Raw genomic sequence first — 20,297 nt, 5'->3', positions numbered from 1 at the left:
GACCCCGCCACCTGTTGCGACGGAGAGCAGCACAAACGGCAGCCGCAAAACGAAGAACCGCGGGGCCGTGACGGCTGAATTCGCGGTCGCACTGCCTGCTGTCATGATGCTGCTGACCATGCTTCTGGCTGGGTCTGCGGCGGGCGTCACGCAGCTCCGGCTGGAGGAGGCGGCCAGGGCCGGCGCCCGAGCACTTGCCCGCGGAGAGGATCCTGCTGCCATCGATGTAATTGTCCGAAAGCTGGCCGGCGGCTCGGCCTCTTCCGTTGTGGACACCGGGGGCGAATGGCTGAGCGTGACCGTGTCGGTACGGATGGCAGGGCCTATGGGAAACGTAGTGCCCTGGACACTGACGGCGAAGGCCGAGGCCCGTGCTGAAACGGCGGAGTCCACCCGGACACCGGGGAGACTCGAAGGCAAGCCAGGGGGCCCGGAGAAACAAACGACTATAAGGAGACCGGAGTGAAGCGGCGTCAGCAGGCGGAGGAGCCTGATTCCGAGCGGGGGTCCGGCACAGTGCTCGCAGCGGGTCTAGGCATGGTGGTCATCCTGGCCATGTCCATGCTGCTCCTGCTGGCGCAGTCGGCCGTGATGGCCTCCAAAGCGGCAGCCGCGGCCGACCTCGCGGCTCTGGCAGCAGCGGATGCACTGCGCGGCGTGACGGCGGGTGAACCATGCATTCTTGCTGCAGAGGTAGCAGGCCGGCACGGGGCCAGGCTGCTCAGCTGCGCTGAGGAAGGTGGTCAATCCGTCGAAGTCCACACCCAACTTACGGCCGGCACCATCCTCGGATCAGCAGCCGGGCGGGCCCGGGCGGGGCCGCCGCCTTAGCCCGCGGTTGGCACGACAGCACTCGCGGCATACGCCTCGGGCGGGGCACCGGACTCCTTTGCATCCCTCAACAGAACGTCAATCAATGTGACGGCTGCGTCCTTGTCCAGTGGATTGTTCTTGTTGCCGCATTTGGGGGACTGAACGCAGGACGGGCAGCCGGACTCGCATTCGCAAGCCTTGATGGCGTCCCTGGTCGCGGCAAGCCACACCTTGGCCTTCTCGAAGCCCCGTTCCGCAAAGCCTGCACCGCCGGGATGCCCGTCGTACACAAAAATCGTGGGCACGCCCGTGTCGGCGTGGATCGCTGTGGAGACGCCCCCGATGTCCCAGCGGTCGCTGGACGCCACGAGGGGCAGGAGTCCGATGGCTGCATGTTCTGCTGCATGGAGCGCGCCGGGGAACTGTGCCTCGATCAGGCCGGCACCTGTCAGGGACCGGTTGTCCATGACGAACCAGACCGCCTTGGTAAAAAGGTCCCGTGCCCCGAGTTCCAAGGGTTCCTCGCCAAGGACCTCATTCGAAATCAGGGCCTTGCGCTGAAAAGAGACCACTTGAGTCGTCACCTTCACATCGCCGAAATGCACGGCGACGTCGCCCCACTGGGCCGTGCGCTCGGTCTCAAGCACCTCGATCTGCGTTATGTCCCGGGCCGTGGTGTAGTAGTCCGGGTTCGCGCGCCGCACCACAACACAGTGATCGTCCTCGTTCAGGTCCTCCACGACGTAGCTGTCGCCCTGATGAACGTAGATGGCTCCGGTATGGGCCTGGTAGTGGGTCTGCGGCGAATCCATGGTCCCCAGCAGGGATCCGGTATCGGCGTCCACGATGCTTACCGGACCGCCTCCGTCGGCCCGCAGGTTCACCATGGCAGCCGCGCCCTGCGGATGCGTCCAGAACCAGCCGGCAGGGCGCCTCCGCAGATAACCCTGCGCCACTAGCTGACCGAGCAGTTTCTCTGCTGTGCCGCCGAACAGAGGCAGCTCCGCAACCCCCAACGGTAGTTCGGCTGCTGCTGCGCACAGGTGGGGGCCCAGCACATACGGATTCGACGGATCAAACACCGTGGCCTCAACCGACACATCGAAGATCGCCTCAGGATGGTTCACCAAATACGTGTCCAGCGGGTCATCGCTGGCGACAAACGCGGCGATGGCATCCTGCCCGGCGCGCCCCGCCCTGCCGATCTGCTGGAAGAGGGATGCCCTGGTTCCCGGCCAGCCGGCTACGAGCACCGCGTCCAGCCCTGAAATGTCGATGCCCAGCTCCAGGGCCGACGTGCTGGAGATGCCAAGCAGTTGGCCGGACCGCAACGCCTTTTCCAAGGCACGCCGCTCCTCCGGAAGGTAGCCCGAACGGTAGGCGGCAACCCTCTGGGGCAGGCTGGGATCGACTTCATCGAGGAGCCGCTTGGTGATGGAGGAAATGGTTTCCGCGCCGCGCCTGGACTTGATGAAGGCGATGGTCCGGATCCGGGATGAGACGAGGTTCGCCAGCAGGTCTGCGGTCTCGGCCACTGCCGTCCGGCGTTCCTTGGCACCGTTCTCGCCCCGCACCTCAGTCAGGGCCGGTTCCCAGAACGCCACGGTGGTGGAACCGTGCGGTGAGGAATCTTCTGAGACAGCCCGGACCGGGGCGCCGATGAGCCTGCCAAAGGACGTTTCCGGTTCAGAAGCCGTGGCAGACGCCGCAATGAAGACCGGGCCGGGGGAAGAAGCGCCGGCGTAATAGGCGCAGATACGCCGGAGGCGACGCATCAGGTTGGCCACATGGGAACCGAAAACGCCGCGGTAGCTGTGTGCCTCGTCGACGATTACGTAACGCAGCCGCCGGAAGAACCCAGCCCACCAGGCATGGTTGGGCAGGATCCCGAAGTGCAACATGTCCGGGTTGGCCAGGATGAAATTGGCGTGGTCCCTGATCCAGCGCCGTGAGGCCGGGTCCGTGTCGCCGTCGTAGGTTTCTGCCCTGACGGTGGGCAGCTTCAGCGAGCGGATGGCTGCGAGTTGGTCCGCTGCCAGCGCCTTAGTCGGGGACAAATACAGCGTCACGGCGCCATCGTCATGGATCTTGCCAGGCTCGGAGAGGACACGCAGTTCTGAGCGGTGGATCGCATCCAGGGCCGGGAGCTGGTAGGCGAGCGACTTTCCGGAGGCCGTGCCCGTAGCTATCACCACATGTTCGCCGGCGTGCGCGATGTTGGCCGCCTGGATCTGATGCCGGTACGGCTGGTGGATGCCCAGTTTGCCGTACGCAGCCACGACATCAGGATGGGCCCACTCCGGCCACGGCTCGTGCACAGCCGCGCGCGCCGGGATGGTCCGCACATGCCGCAGCTGTTCCGGGTCCGGGCCGCGGCCCAGCAGGGGAATCAGCGAGTCATGGGGGTTCACCCCAATATTCTTTCACCCGCGCAGAAATCAGCACGGGATTGCAAAAATCAGCACGCGAATGCGCGCGGCACCGCCGTCAGATCAAGAGAACCGTCAGGCCACCGAGAGGTCGGCGCCCTCGTTGGAGGCGGAGAGCAACAGGACATGGCACACCGAGGTCCAGCCTAGGTGTGAATACAGCTTTTGCCCGTCCAGTGAGGCAAGCAGCAGGCCGTCTTCCACATCGTGCGCAAACGCTTGGGCAGCGAGGGCCTTCATGATGAAGCTGCCCAGTCCACGGCGCTGGAAGTCAGGCTCTGTCACGATCTTGTCGAAGACTGCGGTCCCGTTGATGACGCACACCTGTCCGCTGGCTGCGAGGGCATCGCCTGCCCGCACCACAGCATGGTGCACGCCGTTGGACTCGGATGTTTCCAGTTTCAGTTCGTCGTCGGAAAGCCACGGATCCTCGGCGTCCTGGGTCTCCATGTCCACCACCATCATGCTCTGGGACGCTGATGTCACGTTCAGCCCGTGCTGCTGTGCCAGGACTTTGTAGCGACCAACGTCATTGGTCAGGATGGTAAGCACCCGTGCCGGCGCCTCGGCCGTCGTGGCTGCCAGCGTGGCGAACTCGGTGTCGGAGGGATCGGAAGCGAAATATTCCCAGTCCCCGGTAGTGTCTGCGCGCAGGGCGGCAGGAAAGCGCCCCTCAGTGCGCGTCTCATAGCCCCGGCAACCAGCCCAGCCGGCTACCCAGACTTCCAGCAGATGAGTGATGTCTCCAACCATGGCTTCTGGCGTCATGTGATGAGACTATTCCAGCGTTGTCACAAGTAACAGGGCTTTGACACTTGCTTATGCAATTGTGATCGGTGAAGCCGGCTGCACCGCGACGGCGTCCCCGCCCTGCACCTCCGATTCCGCTGCCTTCCCCGCAGCCAGTACCCTTAAATACGTGGCTTTGAACCGAATCGTGCTCTTTTACGGCTTTACCCCCATCGCTGACCCCGACGCCGTCAGGCTCTGGCAGCGCGCCCTCTGCGAGAAGCTGGGGCTGACCGGACGCATCCTGATTTCCAAGGACGGCATCAACGCCACCGTGGGCGGTGAGCTCAACGCCGTCAAGCAGTACGTGAAGACGACCCGCGAATACAAGGGGTTTCACGGCGTCGACGTGAAATGGTCGGAGGGCGGGGCCGATGACTTTCCGCGGCTGAGCGTCAAGGTCCGCGACGAGGTCGTCTCCTTCGGCGCCCCGGGCGAGCTGAGGGTCGACGAAAACGGTGTCGTGGGCGGCGGAACGCACCTCAAGCCGGAGGAACTCCACGAACTGGTGGACGCGAAGAAGGAGAACGGCGAGGACGTCGTTTTCTTCGACGGCCGTAATGCGTTCGAGGCGCAGATTGGAAAATTCAAGGACGCGATTGTCCCGGACGTCGCCACCACCCACGATTTCATCAAGGAACTGGAGTCCGGCAAGTACGACTCCCTCAAGGACAAGCCGGTAGTCACCTACTGCACCGGCGGAATCCGCTGCGAGGTGCTCTCCAGCCTCATGGTGAACCGCGGATTCAAGGAGGTGTACCAGCTCGACGGCGGCATCGTCCGGTATGGCGAGACGTTCGAGGACCAGGGCCTGTGGGAGGGCTCGCTCTACGTCTTCGACAAGCGGATGCATCTTGAATTCAGCGAGGATGCCAAGACCATCGGCGAGTGTGTCCGCTGCGCCGCGCCCACCAGCAAGTTCGAAAACTGTTCCAACCTGAGCTGCCGCACGCTCACGCTGTACTGCGCGGAGTGCGCCTCCAGCCCCGAGACCCTGCGCTGCCCGGACGGCTGCGCTGCCTGACAGCTGCGCCGCCTGACAGCTGCGGGGCGCCTGACGGCTGCGCTGCCGGACGGCGGCAAGCCCGGTTAGATCCGGCTAACGCGGAAGGCGAAGTTGGCGTCGTCCCTCGCCTCCACGGTCACGTGCAGCACTGAATCCTTCGACACGTGCACCACATTGACCCGTGACGTCCCGCAGCGCAGGCTCAGGTCCACGAGGGCGAACTCGGAGTCGCGCACCGTGAAGCTGACTCTCCGCTCGCTACGGCAGGCGAGCGTCAGGGAATACGTGCCGCTGGGCAGTTGTCCCGTGGACTCTGTCTTCTCTTCCCCACCCTCGACAGTCCCGTAGCTGGTGCGGAAAACCTGCCCCTCTGCATCCGGCAGTACCTCCTTCGCCCACGCATCGAGCTCGGCGCCGGCCACGGGCAGGTTCTCCAGCGGGTCCCGTGGCAGCGCCGGATCCGTCACGGCGGGAAAGGTGCCGGCCGGCAGCTCGCCCCGGCCGTCGTCGTAGCTGTATTCGCAGCCGCTCAGAAAGGCACCCGCAGCCAGCGCAAGGGAAAGCACGACGGCGGCTGCCGGGGTCCGCGCCAGCGGCACCCGCGGTGCCCGCCTGAAGAGATGATGCACGGAGACCATCCGCACAGAGGGCATACACCGACTTTATGCCCGCCGGTGGCACGAGGCCATAGGCGGAAGCAGCTCCCCGAAAAAGCGCGCCGGCTACTTCGCCGGCACCAACTGGTACGCGTAAATCAGCGGGGCGTCAACGCTGGACGCGCTGATCTCCAGCGGCCCCGCCTGGGCTACCGTGACCTTTGTTATCTCGCGGCTGCCGTTGCACGCAGCCCCGGCGTCCACCAGCGGCTTCCCCGCCAGCGACACGGCAAAGAACGCCTTCCCTCCGCCTTCGCAGGTCACGGTCAGCGTGTAGCGGCCGGCCGGAACGCTGGCCGCCTCCTGGTTGATCCGGTCCCGGTTGAGGATCTTGCCGGCATCTTCAAGGACCGTGCCGCCGACAGACGGCAGCGCGGTGGCCTTCCATGCAGGAACGTCGGCGTTTTCGATCGACACAACGGGTGAGCAGGCCGGCACGGCCAGCAGGATGGAGGCAACCGCAGCCGTCCCTGACAGGACACGGAGCATCGAAGAGAAACGTTCAGCCATGCCTCCAACCTACCTGCTGCACGCCCAAGGTTCCGTCCCCTTCAGACGCCTCCGGAGTCAGCCCACCTGGCGGCACCCCTCCGGCAGGTTATCCGGCGATCAGTTCCAGTACTTGGCCCTGATGCAGCGCCATATAGACGCGGTCGCGGAGCCCGTTAGCCTCCCTGTCGGTGAGCGTCCGGTCCAGAGGCTGCAGCACGAGGCGCAGCAGCACGTTCACCTGGCCGGGCCTGATGTGGAGACGGTCGACGGCGGCCGGCGGCAGCTCCGCCGTCGGCGTCACCGCCCTGACTTCCAAGGCCGCGAGGACATCTGCATCCCTGCCGAGCGCAGCGCGGGCGGCGTCACCCAGGAGTTCGGCGTCGGCGTCGGCCGGGTCGGTGAGGACCAGGGAGAGGTCCCGGTTCACGCCGGGCATCACCGAAACGGGCCGGTACGGCTGCAGGTCCAGGAGCTGTGACCGGACCGCGGGAACGCCGGACCGCAGGAGGCGGATGTCACCGACGCCTTTGTTCAGCATGAGCGCCCGGTCGAGACCCATCCCCAGAGCCAGTCCGGCCCAGCGCCGCGGGTCAAGGCCGGAACCGCGGAGCACCGGCGCCGCAACCAGGCCGCACTCCGCCAGCTCCAGCCATTCGCGGGTGCCGTCAGGCATGGTGGCCAGCACATCCAGCTGCCGGCCTGCCGCGGTGTAGCTGTGGGTTGACGGCGTCGCACGCCATTGCACATCCGGATTCTCCGCAGCCGGCAGCACAGCCTCCACCACTGCGGCCATCATCGCCTGGAGGTCACCGGCACCCAGGAGTCCGCGGGACTTGATCCGCCACAAATCAACCTGGTGCGGGGCGCCGACGTGAGTGCGGTCTGCCGCGTCGCGCCGGTACACCAGCCCTGGCAGGATGTGCAGCCGGTCGTAGTGGCCCAGTTCCCCGCGGAGCGAGTCCAAGAGCGCCGGAACTCCGGCCGATGTGTGGCTGCGCAGCATCACGGTGGGACTGACGTGGCGGGAGTAGCGCGAATCACGGGTGACATCTCCGGCCGAATACCCCAGCCGGTCATAGTTGTCCGAGGTGGCCACCAGGGGGCTGGCACGGTGCATGTCCGAACCGATGTTCCACAGCCGCTCCAGGGCTGTAGTGATGCGGTCGAGCAGCAACTGCATAGCGTGGGGACCTGCCGCGGGGTCGGAGAGATCGCGGAGGGCGAGGGCGGAGTTGAGCTCGGTGGGGGAGAGATACTTTTTCATGACGGGTCCTTCAAATCTGGGGCGGGAGGGGGCGGATTCACCCTCAGCCGCTGCACCGGACGGACCCCGGCTGCTGCAGTTAATCGCGCGACAGGAAGCCCGTGCGGCCGGAAAGCGGCCGAGGGCTGATAAATCGCTGCTGCAGTTGCATACGGCTATGGTACGCCCGCGGGCCGCCGCCGGGTTCGCGGGCCGGCTGTCCCCGTCAGTGGCCGGAGTGCCGCGGTGCCACAAAAGAGACAAGTCTGTCTGCCTCCCGCAGCGCCTCTGCCATGCCCGCCGAGCTGGCAAAGACCTGCTCGTCCCGGGACTCAAGACGGACGGGGATCAGTCCAGCCCGTGCGGACGGAGCTCGCTCCGAGGAGCCCGGTCTCGAGGGCGGCGTCGCGGGGCCGTGGCCAGCTGGCGCATTCTGCTCCTCCCGCTCAGCGGCCTTTTCCGACAGGGTGAGCGCATCGATCTTGGCACCGCCGATCTTGTCCAGCATCTCGTAGTCCTCCGGGGTGCACAGATCGCTGCCGGCCAGGTGTTTGAGCGCAATGAGGCCTACGACGGCCCTGCTGAAATCGCGGTCCATCGCTAGGTCGATAGCCCACTGGGTGCGCTGCCACCACTGGTCCCGGCGGTCCGCTTCACGCCGCTGGGCGAGCGTCCGCCAGCCTATCCAGCCGGCGACGGCAGCCGCCACCAACGTGCTGAGCGGAGTGAACGCCGCCACGTACTGAAGCCATCCTGGATCAGCCGCCGTTGCCTGGGTGCCGAACATGGCCCCACTCTAGTCTTCCGTTCCGACAAATAGACTGGCCCGGTGACCGAATCCAAGCCCTTCACCGCCGGCAACACTCCCGACGCTCCCCGCAGCGACCGCCCCGACCTCCTGAACGCACTCGCCGCGGACCTGCGCGAGGTAAATTACACCGTGGACGGCGTGGCCGAACTGCTGGGCCCGTCCGCGTACACGGCCCTGAACCGGGACCAGCTCATCCCCGCGCTGATCGTCACCGAAGCAGCTGCCCAGGGCGAGCCGCGCACCGCGGCGCTCGCCGCCATCGTGCGTTTCTGGCTGCTGGCCGTTCCGCAGGACGTTAAGGTACTCGACGCCGCCCTCCCGCGGACCCGGACGGAGGGTCTGGTAGCGCTCGGGCTGGCGGAGGCTGCGGCGGCCGTGGAGGCAGCGGCGGCCGTGGTTTCGGCTGCGGCGGATCTCCGGCCGTACGGCTGGGACTCGAATGAGGACGGCAGCGGCGGCGCCGAACTCTGGGTGGCCAGCGACCTCGCCGCGCACCAGCGCCCCGGCGTGCTCCGGCACGACCACGTGCTGGGCATCGGGCAGGCCTCCACCACGCTGGTGCAAACCACCATCCGGCGCCACGCGGCCAAGGCCCTGGACCTGGGAACGGGCTGCGGCATCCAGACCTTCCACCTGCTGCACCACAGCGAGCACGTCACCGCCACCGACATCTCGGAGCGCGCCCTGGCCTTCACACGCTTCAATATCCTGCTCAACGCTGATGCCCTCCACGTGGACCCGGCGCGGCCGGAGGACCGGGTAAGCCTGCTTCGTGGGTCGCTGCTGGAGCCGGTGGCCGGAGAGCTGTTCGACGTCGTGGTGTCCAACCCGCCCTTCGTCATCACGCCGCGGACCACCGGAGAGGCCGCCGGAGACCAGTTCACTTACCGCGACGGCGGCCTGCCGGGGGACGACATCGTGGCGTCACTGGTCAGTTCCCTGCCGGACGTGCTGGCGCCAGGCGGAACAGCCCAGCTTTTGGGCAACTGGGAGATCACGGCGGGGAAGTCATGGGAGGAACGGCCGCAAAGCTGGACCAGCCCGGACACTGACGTGTGGTTCATCCAGCGCGAGCAGGTGGGGCCGGAGCAGTACGCCGAAACCTGGCTGCAGGATGCCTCGGAAAACCGCGACCGGAAGCACTACCAGGACGCCTACGCCGCCTACCTGGACGACTTCGCGTCGCGGAACGTGGACGGTGTGGGCTTCGGAATGATCTGGCTCCGGCGGCCTGCTGCCGGCACGCGCAGGGTCTATCGGTTCGAGGAGATCACGTATCCGATCGAGCAGCCGGTGGGGCCCCACCTGGGTGCCGCCGTCGGCCGCGCCGACTGGCTGGCAGCCAACGAAATCTCCGCCGCGCATCTCGTGGTGGCGGACGACGTCACCGAGGAACGCCACCAGCGGCCGGGCGCCGAGCACCCTGGCGTCATCCTCCTGCGCCAGGGTGCCGGGCTCCGGCGGACCAACCTGCTGAGCACCGAACTTGCCGGCTTCGTCTCAGCGTGCGACGGCGACCTCTCCGCCGGGCAGATCATCGGCGCCCTTGAGGCCCTGCTGGGCGGCCACGAGGGATTCGACGGCGATGCCTTCCGGGCGGGCCTGCTCACCGAAGTGGCGAACTTGGTCCGCGACGGTTTCCTGCTTCCCCTGGAGGGGTTCTAGCCCGGACGGTGCCGCGCCCGGTGCTGCACCGGACGGTGCACCGCCCGCCGCACCGTCCGGTAGCGCGCCGGGTGCGGCGCCTTTGCCGCCGAAGCGGGGCAGGACGTAGGCCGCCAGCGCCAACGCAACGGCGACGCCCGCTGCGCCCGTGATGAGGAAGCTGGCCCGGATCGGGACCACGGCCCCGAGCAGTCCGCCCAGTGCCAGAGCGGCGATGGACACCGCCCGGGTCAGGCCGCCCACGATGGCCATGGCCTGCCCCCGGCCGCTCTCCGGAATGCGCAGGATGGTGATGGCGGCGAAGCAGGCATTCAACGCGCCGCAGGCCAGGCCCATGGCTGTGTAGGCCGCAAACAACCAGAGGACGTCCGGAGCGAGCCCCATGATCCCGAGGAACACCGATGTCAGGACCATGGCCGCCAGCAGGATCCGCAGCCTCGACCCTTCGGTGCGGATACGGCCGGCCAGGGCGGCTCCCGCCGCCATGCCCAATCCGAATGCGGCTGCCAGCAGGCCGTACTGGGTTTCCGTGGCGCCGAGTTCGGCGCGGGCCAGGAACACCTCCAGGACATTGGTTGCCTCGCCCACTGTGATGTAGAAGAGGGCACCCAGCACCAGCGCCCAAACGAGGCTGTCCCTGCGGATGAACCGGTACCCGTCAAGGAGCGCAGGTTTCGCCCTGCCGGCCTGCTCAACGGCACCTGCCCTCCTCGTTCCTACCAGGGCCGCGCCCGCGCCCATGGCCACATAACAGCCGCTCGCCACAGCGAAGACCAGCCCGGTGCCTCCCCAGCCGCTCAGCAGCCCGCCCGCGGCCGGGCCCGCCATCCCGGCAATCATCATCGTCGCCTGCATCGTGCCCAGTGCCCGCGGCGTCCGGTCCTCCCCGACGATCCGGGGCAACAGCGCCTGCCAGGTGGGCCCAGCCACCGCCTGGGCCGCATCCAGCAGGAAAGTCATGGCGAACAGCACGGGGATGCGGATGTCGGAAAACTCCATTCCGACGCCCATAACCGCCACTGCCACCGCGCTGACCACCGATGACCCAACCGCCAGCGTTCTTGAGTCCTTCGTGTCTGCCAGGCGTCCCGTCCACGGGGCAAGGATCACGAGCGGCAGTGCCGAGCACAGAAGATAGCCGGCCACGAGCCACGGGCCGGGAACAGGGGCGCTCCCGCTCGCCGCCGTCTCCTGAAGATGCAGCATGACCGAAACGACGACGGCGCCCATGCCTGCCGTTGCCATGAACCGCGCGCTGCTCGCGATCACGAAGTCACGGTTGCGCCAGAGGGCCTGCGCAGCCGACGCAGAAGAATCAGCCGGGGAAGGGGCCGCGGAGGAAGCCGTGGCAGGCGCACCCTCAGCACGAGAAACATCAGCCACATCCGGCGAGCTATGAAGGGTTTCTTTCATAACTGTGAAAGTACTCTTTCAGGATTAGTGATGTCAAGCATTTCTTTCATAACCTGACCGGGCTGGCTAGACTTGGAGGGTGAGTACAGACACGCCCTCGGCGGAATCCGCCAACAAGACGACTTCCCCCGCCGAGGAGAAGCATCCTAAGCGCAGGCCCCGCCCGGAAAAGAAAGTGGAGATCACCGACCCCAAGGCAATCCGGGCGTTGGCCCATGCTGCCCGGCTGGAAGTCATTTCGGAGCTGTACTCCACCCAGTCCAGCCGCACGGCCACCGAGCTTGCGCAGCAGACTGGCCTCACGCCGAGTGCGATGAGCTACCACCTGAGGGCGTTGCAAAAGTGGGGGATCGTGGTGCCGGCGGAGACCGCGGGGGATGCGCGCGAACGGCGCTGGAAGGCGGCCGGCAGCGACTTCACCATCAACTCGGGCGGCGGGGTGGCCAGCCCCGACTTCGCCGTGGTCGACCTCGAACTGCAGGCATTCCGCCGCCGCGCCAACGCCTACGCCAAGACCCGGGACGAGCAGCGGAACCGCGGCGAGTCTGCCGAGCCTTCGATGGCGGTGGTGCTGGCCACGGACCTCTTATACCTGACGCCCGGACAGCGCCGTGAACTCACCGAAAAGGTCTTTGAACTGCTGCGCGACTACGAGCTTGAGGACCCCAACGACGTTCCGCCCGGGGCCGAGCGGATTGCCACCATGTGGTCCATGATTCCGGACGACCGGTCCCCGTCGGGAAGTGGCCGCGATGGTGCCGCCGCCGGTGGTTAATTAAGTTTGCTTGGCAGTGACAGCGGCCACGTGTTTTCCACATGACAGCGCATGATTCTGCAAAATATGGTGAACTAGGCCAATATGGGCTCATCTGCCCGAGCAACCTTTTTCTGTAGGAGCACTGTGCCAAGCAAGGCCAAAACCGGCAAGAAACTCGTGATCGTGGAGTCTCCGGCCAAGAGCAAGACCATCGCCAAGTACCTGGGCGAGGGCTTCATCGTAGAGGCCTCCATCGGTCACATCCGCGACCTGCCGCAGCCTTCCGAACTCCCGGCAGAACTGAAGAAGACCTCCGTGGGCAAGTTCGCCGTCGACGTCGAAAACGGATTCAAGCCGTACTACGTGGTGTCTCCGGACAAGAAGAAAAAGGTGGCCGAACTCAAGGCCCAGCTCAAGGACGCCGACGCTCTCTATCTCGCAACCGATGGGGACCGCGAGGGCGAAGCCATCGCGTGGCACCTGCTGGAAGTCCTCAAACCCAAGGTCCCGGTGTACCGGATGACCTTCGGCGAAATCACCAAAGAAGCGATCCACCGCGCCATGGACAACCTGCGCGACGTCGACGCCGCGCTGGTTGATGCCCAGGAGACCCGCCGCATCCTGGACCGCCTTTACGGCTACGAGATCTCCCCGGTGCTGTGGCGCAAGGTGGCCCGCGGGCTGTCCGCCGGGCGCGTGCAGTCCGTGGTGACCCGCATGGTGGTTGACCGTGAACGTGAACGCATGGCCTTCAAGTCGGCGTCCTACTGGGACCTGACCGGCCAGTTCGGCGCAGACTCCGGCTCGTTCAAAGCCAAGCTCGCCGCGGTTGACGGCGCCAAGGTTGCCACCGGCCGGGACTTCAACGACGACGGCGAACTCACCTCGCGCAATGCCGCCCACCTCAACGAGGAACTCGCCACGTCGCTCGCGGCCGGGCTCCAGAACGCCGAATTCCGTGTCCGCTCGCTTGACACGAAGCCGTACACCCGCCGTCCCGCGGCCCCGTTCACGACCTCCACGCTCCAGCAGGAAGCCGGGCGCAAGCTCCGATTCTCCTCCAAGAGCACCATGCAGATCGCCCAGCGCCTGTACGAAAACGGCTACATCACCTATATGCGTACCGACTCCTCGGCGCTGAGCGACGAAGCCGTTACGGCCGCGCGCCGCCAGGCCTCCGAGCTGTACGGCCCCGAGTACATTCCGCAGTCACCGCGCGTCTACACCAGCAAGGCGGCCAACGCGCAGGAAGCCCACGAGGCCATCCGCCCCGCCGGTGACTCGTTCCGCACGCCGGCGCAGGTAGCCAAGCAGCTCTCCGGCGACGAATTCCGGCTCTACGAGCTCATCTGGAAGCGCACCGTCGCCTCCCAGATGGGCGACGCCAAGGGCTCCACGGCCACCATCCGGCTTGGTGCGGTGGCTGTAAGTGGCGCGGCCGAAGGCCGCGACGCCGAGTTCTCGGCGTCCGGCACCGTCATCACCTTCCCCGGCTTCCTCGCCGCCTACGAGGAAGGCAAGGACGAAAGCCGCGGAGACGACGAGTCCGAGGAAGCACGCCGCCTGCCGAACGTGGCCAAGGGCGATGCCCTCACCGCGTCGGAAATCCTGGCCGTAGGCCACGAAACCTCGCCGCCGCCGCGCTTCACCGAAGCGTCGCTGACTGCGGAGCTGGAAAAGAAGGGCATCGGGCGCCCGTCCACCTACGCCTCCACGATCTCCACCATCCAGGACCGCGGCTACGTGCGGAAGCAGGGGTCTGCCCTGGTTCCCAGCTGGATCGCGTTCTCGGTGATCCGTTTGCTTGAACAGCACTTCCACGACTACGTGGACTATGAGTTCACGGCGGACATGGAAGGCGACCTGGACAAGATCGCCAACGGCCAGGCCGTCGGCGCAGCCTGGCTCAAGCACTTCTACTACGGTGAAGACGCCGACCCCGGCCTGTTGAGCATCGTGAACAACCTTGGCGAAATTGACGCCCGTGAAATCAACTCGGTGCCCATCGCCGAGGGCATCACGCTGCGCGTCGGCAAGTTCGGGCCTTACCTCGAAAGCTCCGTGCCCACGGTTGACCCCAAGACCGGCGAAGTCGTCGAGTCCGCCCGTGCCAACGTCCCCGAAGACCTGGCCCCGGACGAGCTCACCGCTGCCAAGGCCATTGAGCTGATGGAGACCGCTGCTCCCGAGGAGCGGGTCCTCGGCGCCGACCCCCACACGGGACACACCGTTGTGGCCAAGAACGGCCGCTACGGCGCCTACGTCACCGAGGTCATTCCGGAGATGACGGAGGAGCAGTTGGCCAACCAGCCGGTGGAGTACTACAAGAACGGCAAGCCCAAACCGCCGAAGAAGCCCGTGAAGGCCAAGCCGCGTACCGGTTCGCTGTTCGCGTCCATGACCGTTGACACCATCACCCTCGATGAGGCGCTCCAGCTCATGAGCCTTCCGCGGGTCCTGGGCCAGGATGCCGAAGGAAACCCGATCACCGTACAGAACGGCCGCTTCGGCCCGTACCTGAAGAAGGGAACGGACTCACGGTCCATCGGCTCTGAAGAGGAAATCTTCACCATCACACTGGAACAGGCTCTGGAGATCTACTCGCAGCCGAAGCAGCGCGGCGCACGCGCGGCCGTGCCGCCGCTGGCGGAGTTCGGCCCGGACCCGGTCTCGGAGAAGAACATCGTGGTGAAGGAAGGCCGTTTCGGCCCGTACATCACTGACGGCGTCACCAACATCACCGTGCCCCGAAGCACCTCACTGGAGGAACTCACTCGGGAACGCGCCGTCGAGCTTTTGGCCGAAAAGCGGGCCAAGGGCCCGGTCAAGCGGACCACCACCACACGCAAGGCTCCGGCCAAGAAGGCGACAGCGAAGAAGTAACCCCTGGCCGCCGGTTGAGCTTGGGGGCACGACCGCAGGGTTCCCTGACCGAGCTTGCGAGGTTAGGGTGCGGGTGGGGAGCGAAACCTGGGTCTCGGCGCGCTCGACCGGCGGTGGGCCGGGCGGGTGGAGCGCAGGCGGGCCGGAATTGCACCCGGCTCCGCAACGTGATCGAGTAGATACATGACTGAACAGACCGGTACCGCAGACACCACGCCTCTGAACGACCTCGAGGAGAAGCTGGCCCAGGGGGATCGGCAGGACGCCAACCCTGTGGACGTCATCCTGTCGTTCCTCAACAACGAGGTCTACATCATCAGCTCCGACGCCCTCGAAGGCGAAGATTCCCAGGTTGAGCCGCTGGTGCTGGGCAACGCCGAGGGCCAGCCGGTCCTGGCCGTGTTCTCACACCCCAGCCGCGTCGACCCGGAGTACCTCGAGGCGGCCCCGAACGTGCTCGGGACCCAGGGTGCGGCCATCATCGCGAACATCGGCGACGAGCTGGGCATGGTCATCAACCCTGGGGCTGCCTATGGGTTCGAAATCAACCCCGAGGGCATCGCCAACATCAAGCGCGACTTCAAGCGCGCCGATGAGGCGGATACCAACCCCGCCGGCCTCGAAGGCGAATAGCTCCCTTCTACGTCTGTGCAGGCCAGAAATGTGCCTGAACCGATTGCAGCCTCCGCTGCTCCTCGGGGAATAATGGCAGGATGCGGCTAGGCGTCCTTGATATCGGGTCCAACACTGTCCACCTCCTGCTCGTGGACGCGCACCCCGGCGCGCGCCCCGTGCCCTTCGCTTCCCACAAACGGCCGCTGTCCCTCGTGCAGTATCTCGACGGCGACGGCAACATCACCGACGCCGGGCAGCACGAGCTGACCGAGTTCGTCCTTGAGGCGTGGGAGTTTGCCGCGAGGCATAAGGCCGACGACCTGCTGGCATTCTGTACCTCGGCCATCCGGGAAGCCACCAACGGGCCGGCAGTGCTGGCCCGGGTGAAGCACGAGACCACTGTGACGCTGCAGGAACTGACAGGCAGCGAGGAAGCATCCATGACGTTCTTCGCCGTCCGCCGCTGGTACGGCTGGGGGGCGGGCACCATCCTGAACCTGGACATCGGCGGGGGCTCCTTCGAGATGGCATCCGGCGAGGATGAGCTCCCGGAGCTTGCCACGTCCGTGCCTCTCGGCGCCAGCCGCCTCACCCGGGACTGGCTGCACGAGGATCCGCCCTCAGCCAGGAGTGTCAAGGACCTCCGGCGCTACATCCGGGCAACCCTCAAGCCCGCGGCCAAGAGCTTCGACGCGATCGGGAGGGCCAATGTCGTGGCCGGGACATCCAAGACGTTCCGTTCGCTGGCCAGGATCGCAGGGGCGGCACCCAGCGGGGCCGGTCCGTATGTCAAGCGCGAGCTGCACGCCACCGACCTCGGACTGTGGGCTCAGCGGATCTCGGCCATGAAGAGCGAGGACAGGCTGCACCTTCCGGGTGTCTCGGAGGCGCGCGCCAACCAGCTCCTCGCGGGCGTGCTGGTGGCTGAAGCTGCTCTTGAGCTGTTCGAATTCAAGAAGATCAAGATCTGCCCGTGGGCCCTGCGGGAAGGCCTCATCCTGCGCCGCCTGGACCAGCTGGTCTTTGACGGCCCGCTGGAGCCTGCTCCGCATGTCGGGACGCAGCAGTCGGAGCCGCTGGCTGCCGGCTGAACAGCTTTACACGGCAGGGCTGAGCTGCCTGCCCCTAATGGGCTGTCCGGCCCCTTCATGAGCAGCCCTGCCCCTTAAAAGGTGAAGCGCCGGACGGTTTTGCAAGAGGAGCTGGGGGAACACTCCTGCAACCGACCGGCGCCGCGCCGATCCCGAAGGACCGGCTCCATCACTCGCACCTTGTGAGGCACTTACGACATTAGCGAACGAGAATGTGCGTTGAGGGGGATTTACCTGAAAGGGAGCTGGGAATCCGCGCCACCCTCAAGCGCCGGCTTAAAAGCGAAGGCACCGGCGGCCCGCTGCAGGAAAATGGGTAAACCGCTGCAGACCGTCGGTGCCAGGCAAACATCCCCATGCTTGCCTTATCACTCGCACCCTCAATGAGGTACTTCCAAAGTTATGACTCAATGATGTGTGCAGGCTTCAGTCAACATGGGAGCTCGCTGTGAATCCTGCCGGCCTGCATCCGCGACGGTGAACTGCAATGATGGAGCCATGAGCAACCGAATCGCATTCCTTGGCTGTGGATCAATGAACGAGGCCATCATGGGCGGCCTCCTACACGGCGGCACCGATCCCATGGACGTGGTGGCCACCGTCCGGCGCGCAGAGCGGGCCGCCGAACTGGCGGAACGCCACCACGGCATTACCGCCATCGCCGGTGCAGAGGAGCCTGACAACAACAAACAGGCGGCGAAGGGCTCCGCAGTGGTGCTCCTCGGCGTGAAGCCTGTGGGCATCACAGAGCTTGCCCGCGAAATCAGCGATTCGCTTTCCCCCGACACCATTGTCATCAGCGTGGCTGCGGCTGTCTCGATCGCCCAGCTTGAAGCCGCCCTGCCGCAGGGCCAGCCCGTGATCCGGACCATGCCCAACACTCCTGCCAGGCTGGGTCGCGGTGTGGTCTCGGTGTCGGCCGGTACCCACTGCACGCCCGAGCAGCTCCAGAAGGCGAAGGACATCCTCTCCGCGGTGGGCACCGTCGTCGAAATTCCTGAGGAGCAGGTGGATGCCCTCTCGGCCATCAGTGGCTCAGGCCCTGCATACGCCTTCTACCTCGCGGAGGCCATGGCGGCTGCCGGCGTCGAGCTCGGCCTTGACGAGGAACTTTCGCTGCTGCTGGCCCGCGAGACCGTGGCGGGCGCGGGACTCATGCTGGCAGAACCCGGCGCCGAGCCGTCCGCACTGCGCAAGGCCGTGACCAGCCCCAACGGCACCACCGAACGCGCCATCGCCACCTTCGATGAAAAGGGCATGCCGGCCATCATCGCGGCCGGGGCCCGAGCCGCGGCGGACCGGGCCGCCGAGATGACCAAGCAGCTCGGCTAGGCCAAGCAGCTCGGCTAAGCCGGCAGCACACACCCGCGGCCACGCACCGCGGCAGCAGAAATGCACAAACCCGGGCACCACGGTGCCCGGGTTTGTGCATTTGGGAAGTGGCTCTGCCGGGGTCAGGTGCGTCCTGCTGTGGCGCGTCCAGTGACCGGTCCGGTGCGTCCTGCCAGGGGCTACGGCCGTGCGGCGAAGCGCTCCAGCAGGTCCACATGCCCTGACACGATCAGCATGTCGCGGGAAGACACTTTGGTCTCCGGGCGCGCGTAGGTGAAGTCCTCGCCGGGAGATTTCACGCCCACGATGGTCACGCCATACTTGGAACGGACTTTGGATTCGTCCAGGGTGAAGCCCACGGTTTCGCGCGGCGGGTACATCTTGACGATCGCGAAGTCGTCATCGAACTCAATGAAGTCCAGCATGCGGCCTGACACGAGGTGCGCGGCACGGACCCCGGCGTCGGCCTCGGGGTAGATGACGTGGTTGGCGCCGATCCGGGTGAGGATCTTGCCGTGCGACGGCGTAATGGCCTTGACCCACAAGTGCTCGATGCCCAGGTCCACGAGGTTCACGGTGATCAGCACCGAGGATTCAATGGATGTGCCCACGCCAACGACAGCAGAGCTGAACTCCTGCGCGCCGAGCTGGCGGAGCGCGTCAATGTTGGTCGCATCTGCCTCCACCACATGGGTGAGGACCGGCGCCCACTTCTGCACCAGGGACCGGTCGCGCTCGATCGCCAGCACCTCGCGGCCCTGCTTGACCAGCTGCTCGGCAGTGGAGGAGCCGAAGCGGCCCAGCCCGATCACCAGAACGGGAGCATTGTGGGCGGGCCGGTTGACGGCCCCTGACGAATTAGCCAATGATCGGCCTCTCTTCCGGGTAGTGGTACAACTGGCTGCGCTGGCGCAGGGCCAGGGCAGCGGCAAGCGTGACGGTGCCGACGCGGCCGGCGAACATCAGGGCGGAGAGCACGTAGACGCCCGACGGCGGGAGTTCGGCGCTGAGGTTCGTGCTGAGGCCCACGGTGGCGAAGGCGGAAATGGTCTCGAACAGCACCCGGTCCAGTGACGCCCCGCTGATGTGCAGCAGCAGGAAGGCGGAGACGGAAACCAGGGTAGCGCCTGCGACGATGACGGAGATGGCCACACGCATGGTTCCCTGGGGGATGGTCCGGCCGTAAACCTTGACGTCCGCGTCACCGCGGGCTTCTGCCACGATGGCCAGGAACATCACGGCAATGGTGGTCACCTTGATGCCGCCCGCCGTGGAGGCGGAACCGCCCCCGGCGAACATGAGCGCATCGGTGAGCAGTTTAGTGGTGGACTCCATGTGGTTCTGGTCCACGAGGTTGAAGCCCCCGGAGCGTGTCATGACGGAGGCAAACAGTGCATGGGTGATCTTGTCCCCGATGTCCATGCCCCCGATGGTCCGGGCGTTGTCCCACTCCATGAGGCCCCACAGGACCGTTCCCGCCGCCAGCAGAATAAACGACACCTGGATGGTCAGCTTGGTGTGCAGGTTCCATTTCTTCCAGTTGAGGCCGTTCTGCTGCAGGACCATGACCACGGGGAAGCCCAGGCTGCCCATGAACACGCCAAGCATGAGTGGGATAAGGATCCAGAGATCCGTCTCGTAGGGGACGACGCCGTCCGAATGCGGGGTGAAGCCGGCGTTGTTGAAGGCCGAGATCGAGTAGAAGACGCCGTGCCAGACGGACTCCCAGAACGGTTCACCGAGAGTCAGGAACCGTGGAACGAGGGCCAGCGCCAGCGTGCCCTCGATGACCACGGACGTGGTGATCACGATCCGGAGCAGCGTGCCCACCTCGCCCAGGCGCCCTGCGTTGTTCATCGCCTCCTGGGCGATCAGCTTTCCGCGGACGCCTAGCTTTTTGCTCACCATCAGGGCCAGCAGCGAGGCCAGCGTCAGGGTGCCGAGGCCGCCTACGAAGATGCCGACCAGAATGACGAGCTGCCCGAAGAACGACCAGTGGGCGGCTGTCGAAACCACCGTCAGGCCGGTCACGCACACGGCCGAGACGGCGGTGAACAGGGCCTGGTGGAGCGGGGTGTACTCGCCCGTGGCCGACGCCGCCGGCAGGGACAGCAGGCCGGTGAAGAGCAAGATGACAACGAAGAACGCCGTGAGAGCCAGGCGCGCGGGGGAGGTGTTGGCGATGTTGTCGATAAAGTCGCGTATACCGGTGAAGATCCACAGGCCGTCCCGCTCCGGCGCTGCGGGTTGCCAGTTGGCCGGGCTCTGGGACCTCGACTGGCTTTGCGTCATGTGTGGCTTT

Annotated in this window: 17 protein-coding genes and 1 pseudogene; 9 read left to right on the top strand and 9 right to left on the bottom strand. The window is 66.1% G+C overall.

Features of this window, described 5'->3' with window-relative positions; all coding sequences use genetic code 11:
* Positions 1-67 precede the first annotated feature (67 nt).
* Together AC1DDG_RS16865 and AC1DDG_RS16860 are read left to right on the top strand one after the other, a co-directional pair.
* Positions 68-466: a TadE family type IV pilus minor pilin gene (locus AC1DDG_RS16865; RefSeq protein ID WP_476876936.1), complete on the top strand. Its 399-nt coding sequence runs from the start codon at positions 68-70 to the stop codon at positions 464-466.
* Positions 463-831, top strand: coding sequence for an Rv3654c family TadE-like protein (locus tag AC1DDG_RS16860; protein WP_230119348.1), 369 nt, complete (start codon positions 463-465; stop codon positions 829-831). Before AC1DDG_RS16865 ends, AC1DDG_RS16860 begins: the two co-directional genes overlap by 4 nt.
* Here AC1DDG_RS16860 and AC1DDG_RS16855 read toward each other — a convergent pair.
* Entirely contained in the window at positions 828-3,224 is a 2,397-nt protein-coding gene (locus AC1DDG_RS16855) for a DEAD/DEAH box helicase (RefSeq protein ID WP_476876935.1), read from the bottom strand. The two genes, AC1DDG_RS16860 and AC1DDG_RS16855, sit on opposite strands and share 4 nt — an antisense overlap.
* Before the next feature lie 93 nt (positions 3,225-3,317).
* Positions 3,318-4,010, bottom strand: a complete 693-nt coding sequence (locus tag AC1DDG_RS16850) for a GNAT family N-acetyltransferase (protein ID WP_230119346.1) — start codon at positions 4,008-4,010, stop codon at positions 3,318-3,320.
* Between the two features lie 151 nt (positions 4,011-4,161).
* On the opposite strand from AC1DDG_RS16850, the gene trhO reads away from it, so the two are divergent.
* Entirely contained in the window at positions 4,162-5,055 is an 894-nt protein-coding gene (trhO, locus tag AC1DDG_RS16845) for an oxygen-dependent tRNA uridine(34) hydroxylase TrhO (protein WP_476876934.1), read from the top strand.
* A 65-nt stretch (positions 5,056-5,120) separates the two neighbouring features.
* On the opposite strand, the gene AC1DDG_RS16840 is transcribed toward trhO, so the two are convergent.
* The 4 genes from AC1DDG_RS16840 to AC1DDG_RS16825 all read right to left on the bottom strand — a co-directional run bounded on the left by AC1DDG_RS16840 (position 5,121) and on the right by AC1DDG_RS16825 (position 8,215).
* On the bottom strand, positions 5,121-5,690 hold the full coding sequence (locus tag AC1DDG_RS16840) for a hypothetical protein (protein ID WP_476876933.1): 570 nt from the start codon (positions 5,688-5,690) through the stop codon (positions 5,121-5,123).
* A gap of 69 nt (positions 5,691-5,759) precedes the next feature.
* Positions 5,760-6,203 carry a hypothetical protein gene (locus AC1DDG_RS16835; protein ID WP_476876932.1) on the bottom strand — a complete coding sequence of 148 codons (444 nt, stop codon included), beginning with the start codon at positions 6,201-6,203 and terminating at the stop codon, positions 5,760-5,762.
* Between the two features lie 88 nt (positions 6,204-6,291).
* Positions 6,292-7,449: a PheS-related mystery ligase SrmL gene (gene srmL, locus AC1DDG_RS16830; RefSeq protein ID WP_476876931.1), complete on the bottom strand. Its 1,158-nt coding sequence runs from the start codon at positions 7,447-7,449 to the stop codon at positions 6,292-6,294.
* 205 nt (positions 7,450-7,654) lie between these two features.
* Positions 7,655-8,215 (bottom strand): hypothetical protein, encoded by a 561-nt coding sequence (locus tag AC1DDG_RS16825; RefSeq protein ID WP_476876930.1) that lies wholly within the window; start codon positions 8,213-8,215, stop codon positions 7,655-7,657.
* Between the two features lie 42 nt (positions 8,216-8,257).
* Here AC1DDG_RS16825 and AC1DDG_RS16820 point away from each other — a divergent pair, with 42 nt between their 5' ends.
* The gene (locus AC1DDG_RS16820; RefSeq protein WP_476876929.1) at positions 8,258-9,904 is read left to right on the top strand and encodes a DUF7059 domain-containing protein; all 1,647 of its coding nucleotides are present in this window, start codon (positions 8,258-8,260) and stop codon (positions 9,902-9,904) included.
* A gap of 105 nt (positions 9,905-10,009) precedes the next feature.
* On the opposite strand, the pseudogene AC1DDG_RS16815 reads toward AC1DDG_RS16820, so the two are convergent.
* Positions 10,010-11,149: pseudogene (locus AC1DDG_RS16815) on the bottom strand (MFS transporter); the annotation flags it as partial.
* 247 nt (positions 11,150-11,396) lie between these two features.
* On the opposite strand from AC1DDG_RS16815, the gene AC1DDG_RS16810 reads away from it, so the two are divergent.
* The 5 genes from AC1DDG_RS16810 to proC all read left to right on the top strand — a co-directional run bounded on the left by AC1DDG_RS16810 (position 11,397) and on the right by proC (position 17,995).
* Positions 11,397-12,092 (top strand): ArsR/SmtB family transcription factor, encoded by a 696-nt coding sequence (locus AC1DDG_RS16810; RefSeq protein WP_476876928.1) that lies wholly within the window; start codon positions 11,397-11,399, stop codon positions 12,090-12,092.
* Positions 12,093-12,218: 126 nt separating this feature from the next.
* Positions 12,219-14,957, top strand: a complete 2,739-nt coding sequence (topA, locus tag AC1DDG_RS16805; protein ID WP_476876927.1) for a type I DNA topoisomerase — start codon at positions 12,219-12,221, stop codon at positions 14,955-14,957.
* A 183-nt stretch (positions 14,958-15,140) separates the two neighbouring features.
* Positions 15,141-15,590, top strand: coding sequence for an SseB family protein (locus AC1DDG_RS16800; RefSeq protein ID WP_230120997.1), 450 nt, complete (start codon positions 15,141-15,143; stop codon positions 15,588-15,590).
* Between the two features lie 80 nt (positions 15,591-15,670).
* Positions 15,671-16,663, top strand: coding sequence for a Ppx/GppA phosphatase family protein (locus AC1DDG_RS16795; protein WP_476876926.1), 993 nt, complete (start codon positions 15,671-15,673; stop codon positions 16,661-16,663).
* A 498-nt stretch (positions 16,664-17,161) separates the two neighbouring features.
* Entirely contained in the window at positions 17,162-17,995 is an 834-nt protein-coding gene (proC, locus tag AC1DDG_RS16790; RefSeq protein WP_230121007.1) for a pyrroline-5-carboxylate reductase, read from the top strand.
* A 179-nt stretch (positions 17,996-18,174) separates the two neighbouring features.
* Here proC and AC1DDG_RS16785 read toward each other — a convergent pair whose 3' ends face one another.
* Both AC1DDG_RS16785 and AC1DDG_RS16780 read right to left on the bottom strand, forming a co-directional pair.
* Entirely contained in the window at positions 18,175-18,861 is a 687-nt protein-coding gene (locus AC1DDG_RS16785) for a potassium channel family protein (RefSeq protein WP_230121008.1), read from the bottom strand.
* On the bottom strand, positions 18,854-20,287 hold the full coding sequence (locus AC1DDG_RS16780; RefSeq protein ID WP_476876925.1) for a TrkH family potassium uptake protein: 1,434 nt from the start codon (positions 20,285-20,287) through the stop codon (positions 18,854-18,856). Before AC1DDG_RS16780 ends, AC1DDG_RS16785 begins: the two co-directional genes overlap by 8 nt.
* Between the last annotated feature and the right edge of the window lie 10 nt (positions 20,288-20,297).

The organism is Arthrobacter sp. 10L430 (assembly GCF_056395245.1).
The sequence above is the reverse complement of the archived record's forward strand: the minus strand, read 5'-3'. Positions and strand labels throughout refer to the sequence as shown.

Excerpts from the sequence above, each read along its gene's own strand:
- AC1DDG_RS16850 (WP_230119346.1), bottom strand. The coding sequence starts at position 4,010 with ATGACGCCAGAAGCCATGGTTGGAGACATCACTCATCTGCTGGAAGTC.
- AC1DDG_RS16840 (WP_476876933.1), bottom strand. The coding sequence starts at position 5,690 with ATGCCCTCTGTGCGGATGGTCTCCGTGCATCATCTCTTCAGGCGGGCA.
- AC1DDG_RS16835 (WP_476876932.1), bottom strand. The coding sequence starts at position 6,203 with ATGGCTGAACGTTTCTCTTCGATGCTCCGTGTCCTGTCAGGGACGGCT.
- srmL (WP_476876931.1), bottom strand. The coding sequence starts at position 7,449 with ATGAAAAAGTATCTCTCCCCCACCGAGCTCAACTCCGCCCTCGCCCTC.
- AC1DDG_RS16825 (WP_476876930.1), bottom strand. The coding sequence starts at position 8,215 with ATGTTCGGCACCCAGGCAACGGCGGCTGATCCAGGATGGCTTCAGTAC.
- AC1DDG_RS16800 (WP_230120997.1), top strand. The coding sequence starts at position 15,141 with ATGACTGAACAGACCGGTACCGCAGACACCACGCCTCTGAACGACCTC.
- AC1DDG_RS16795 (WP_476876926.1), top strand. The coding sequence starts at position 15,671 with ATGCGGCTAGGCGTCCTTGATATCGGGTCCAACACTGTCCACCTCCTG.
- proC (WP_230121007.1), top strand. The coding sequence starts at position 17,162 with ATGAGCAACCGAATCGCATTCCTTGGCTGTGGATCAATGAACGAGGCC.
- AC1DDG_RS16780 (WP_476876925.1), bottom strand. The coding sequence starts at position 20,287 with ATGACGCAAAGCCAGTCGAGGTCCCAGAGCCCGGCCAACTGGCAACCC.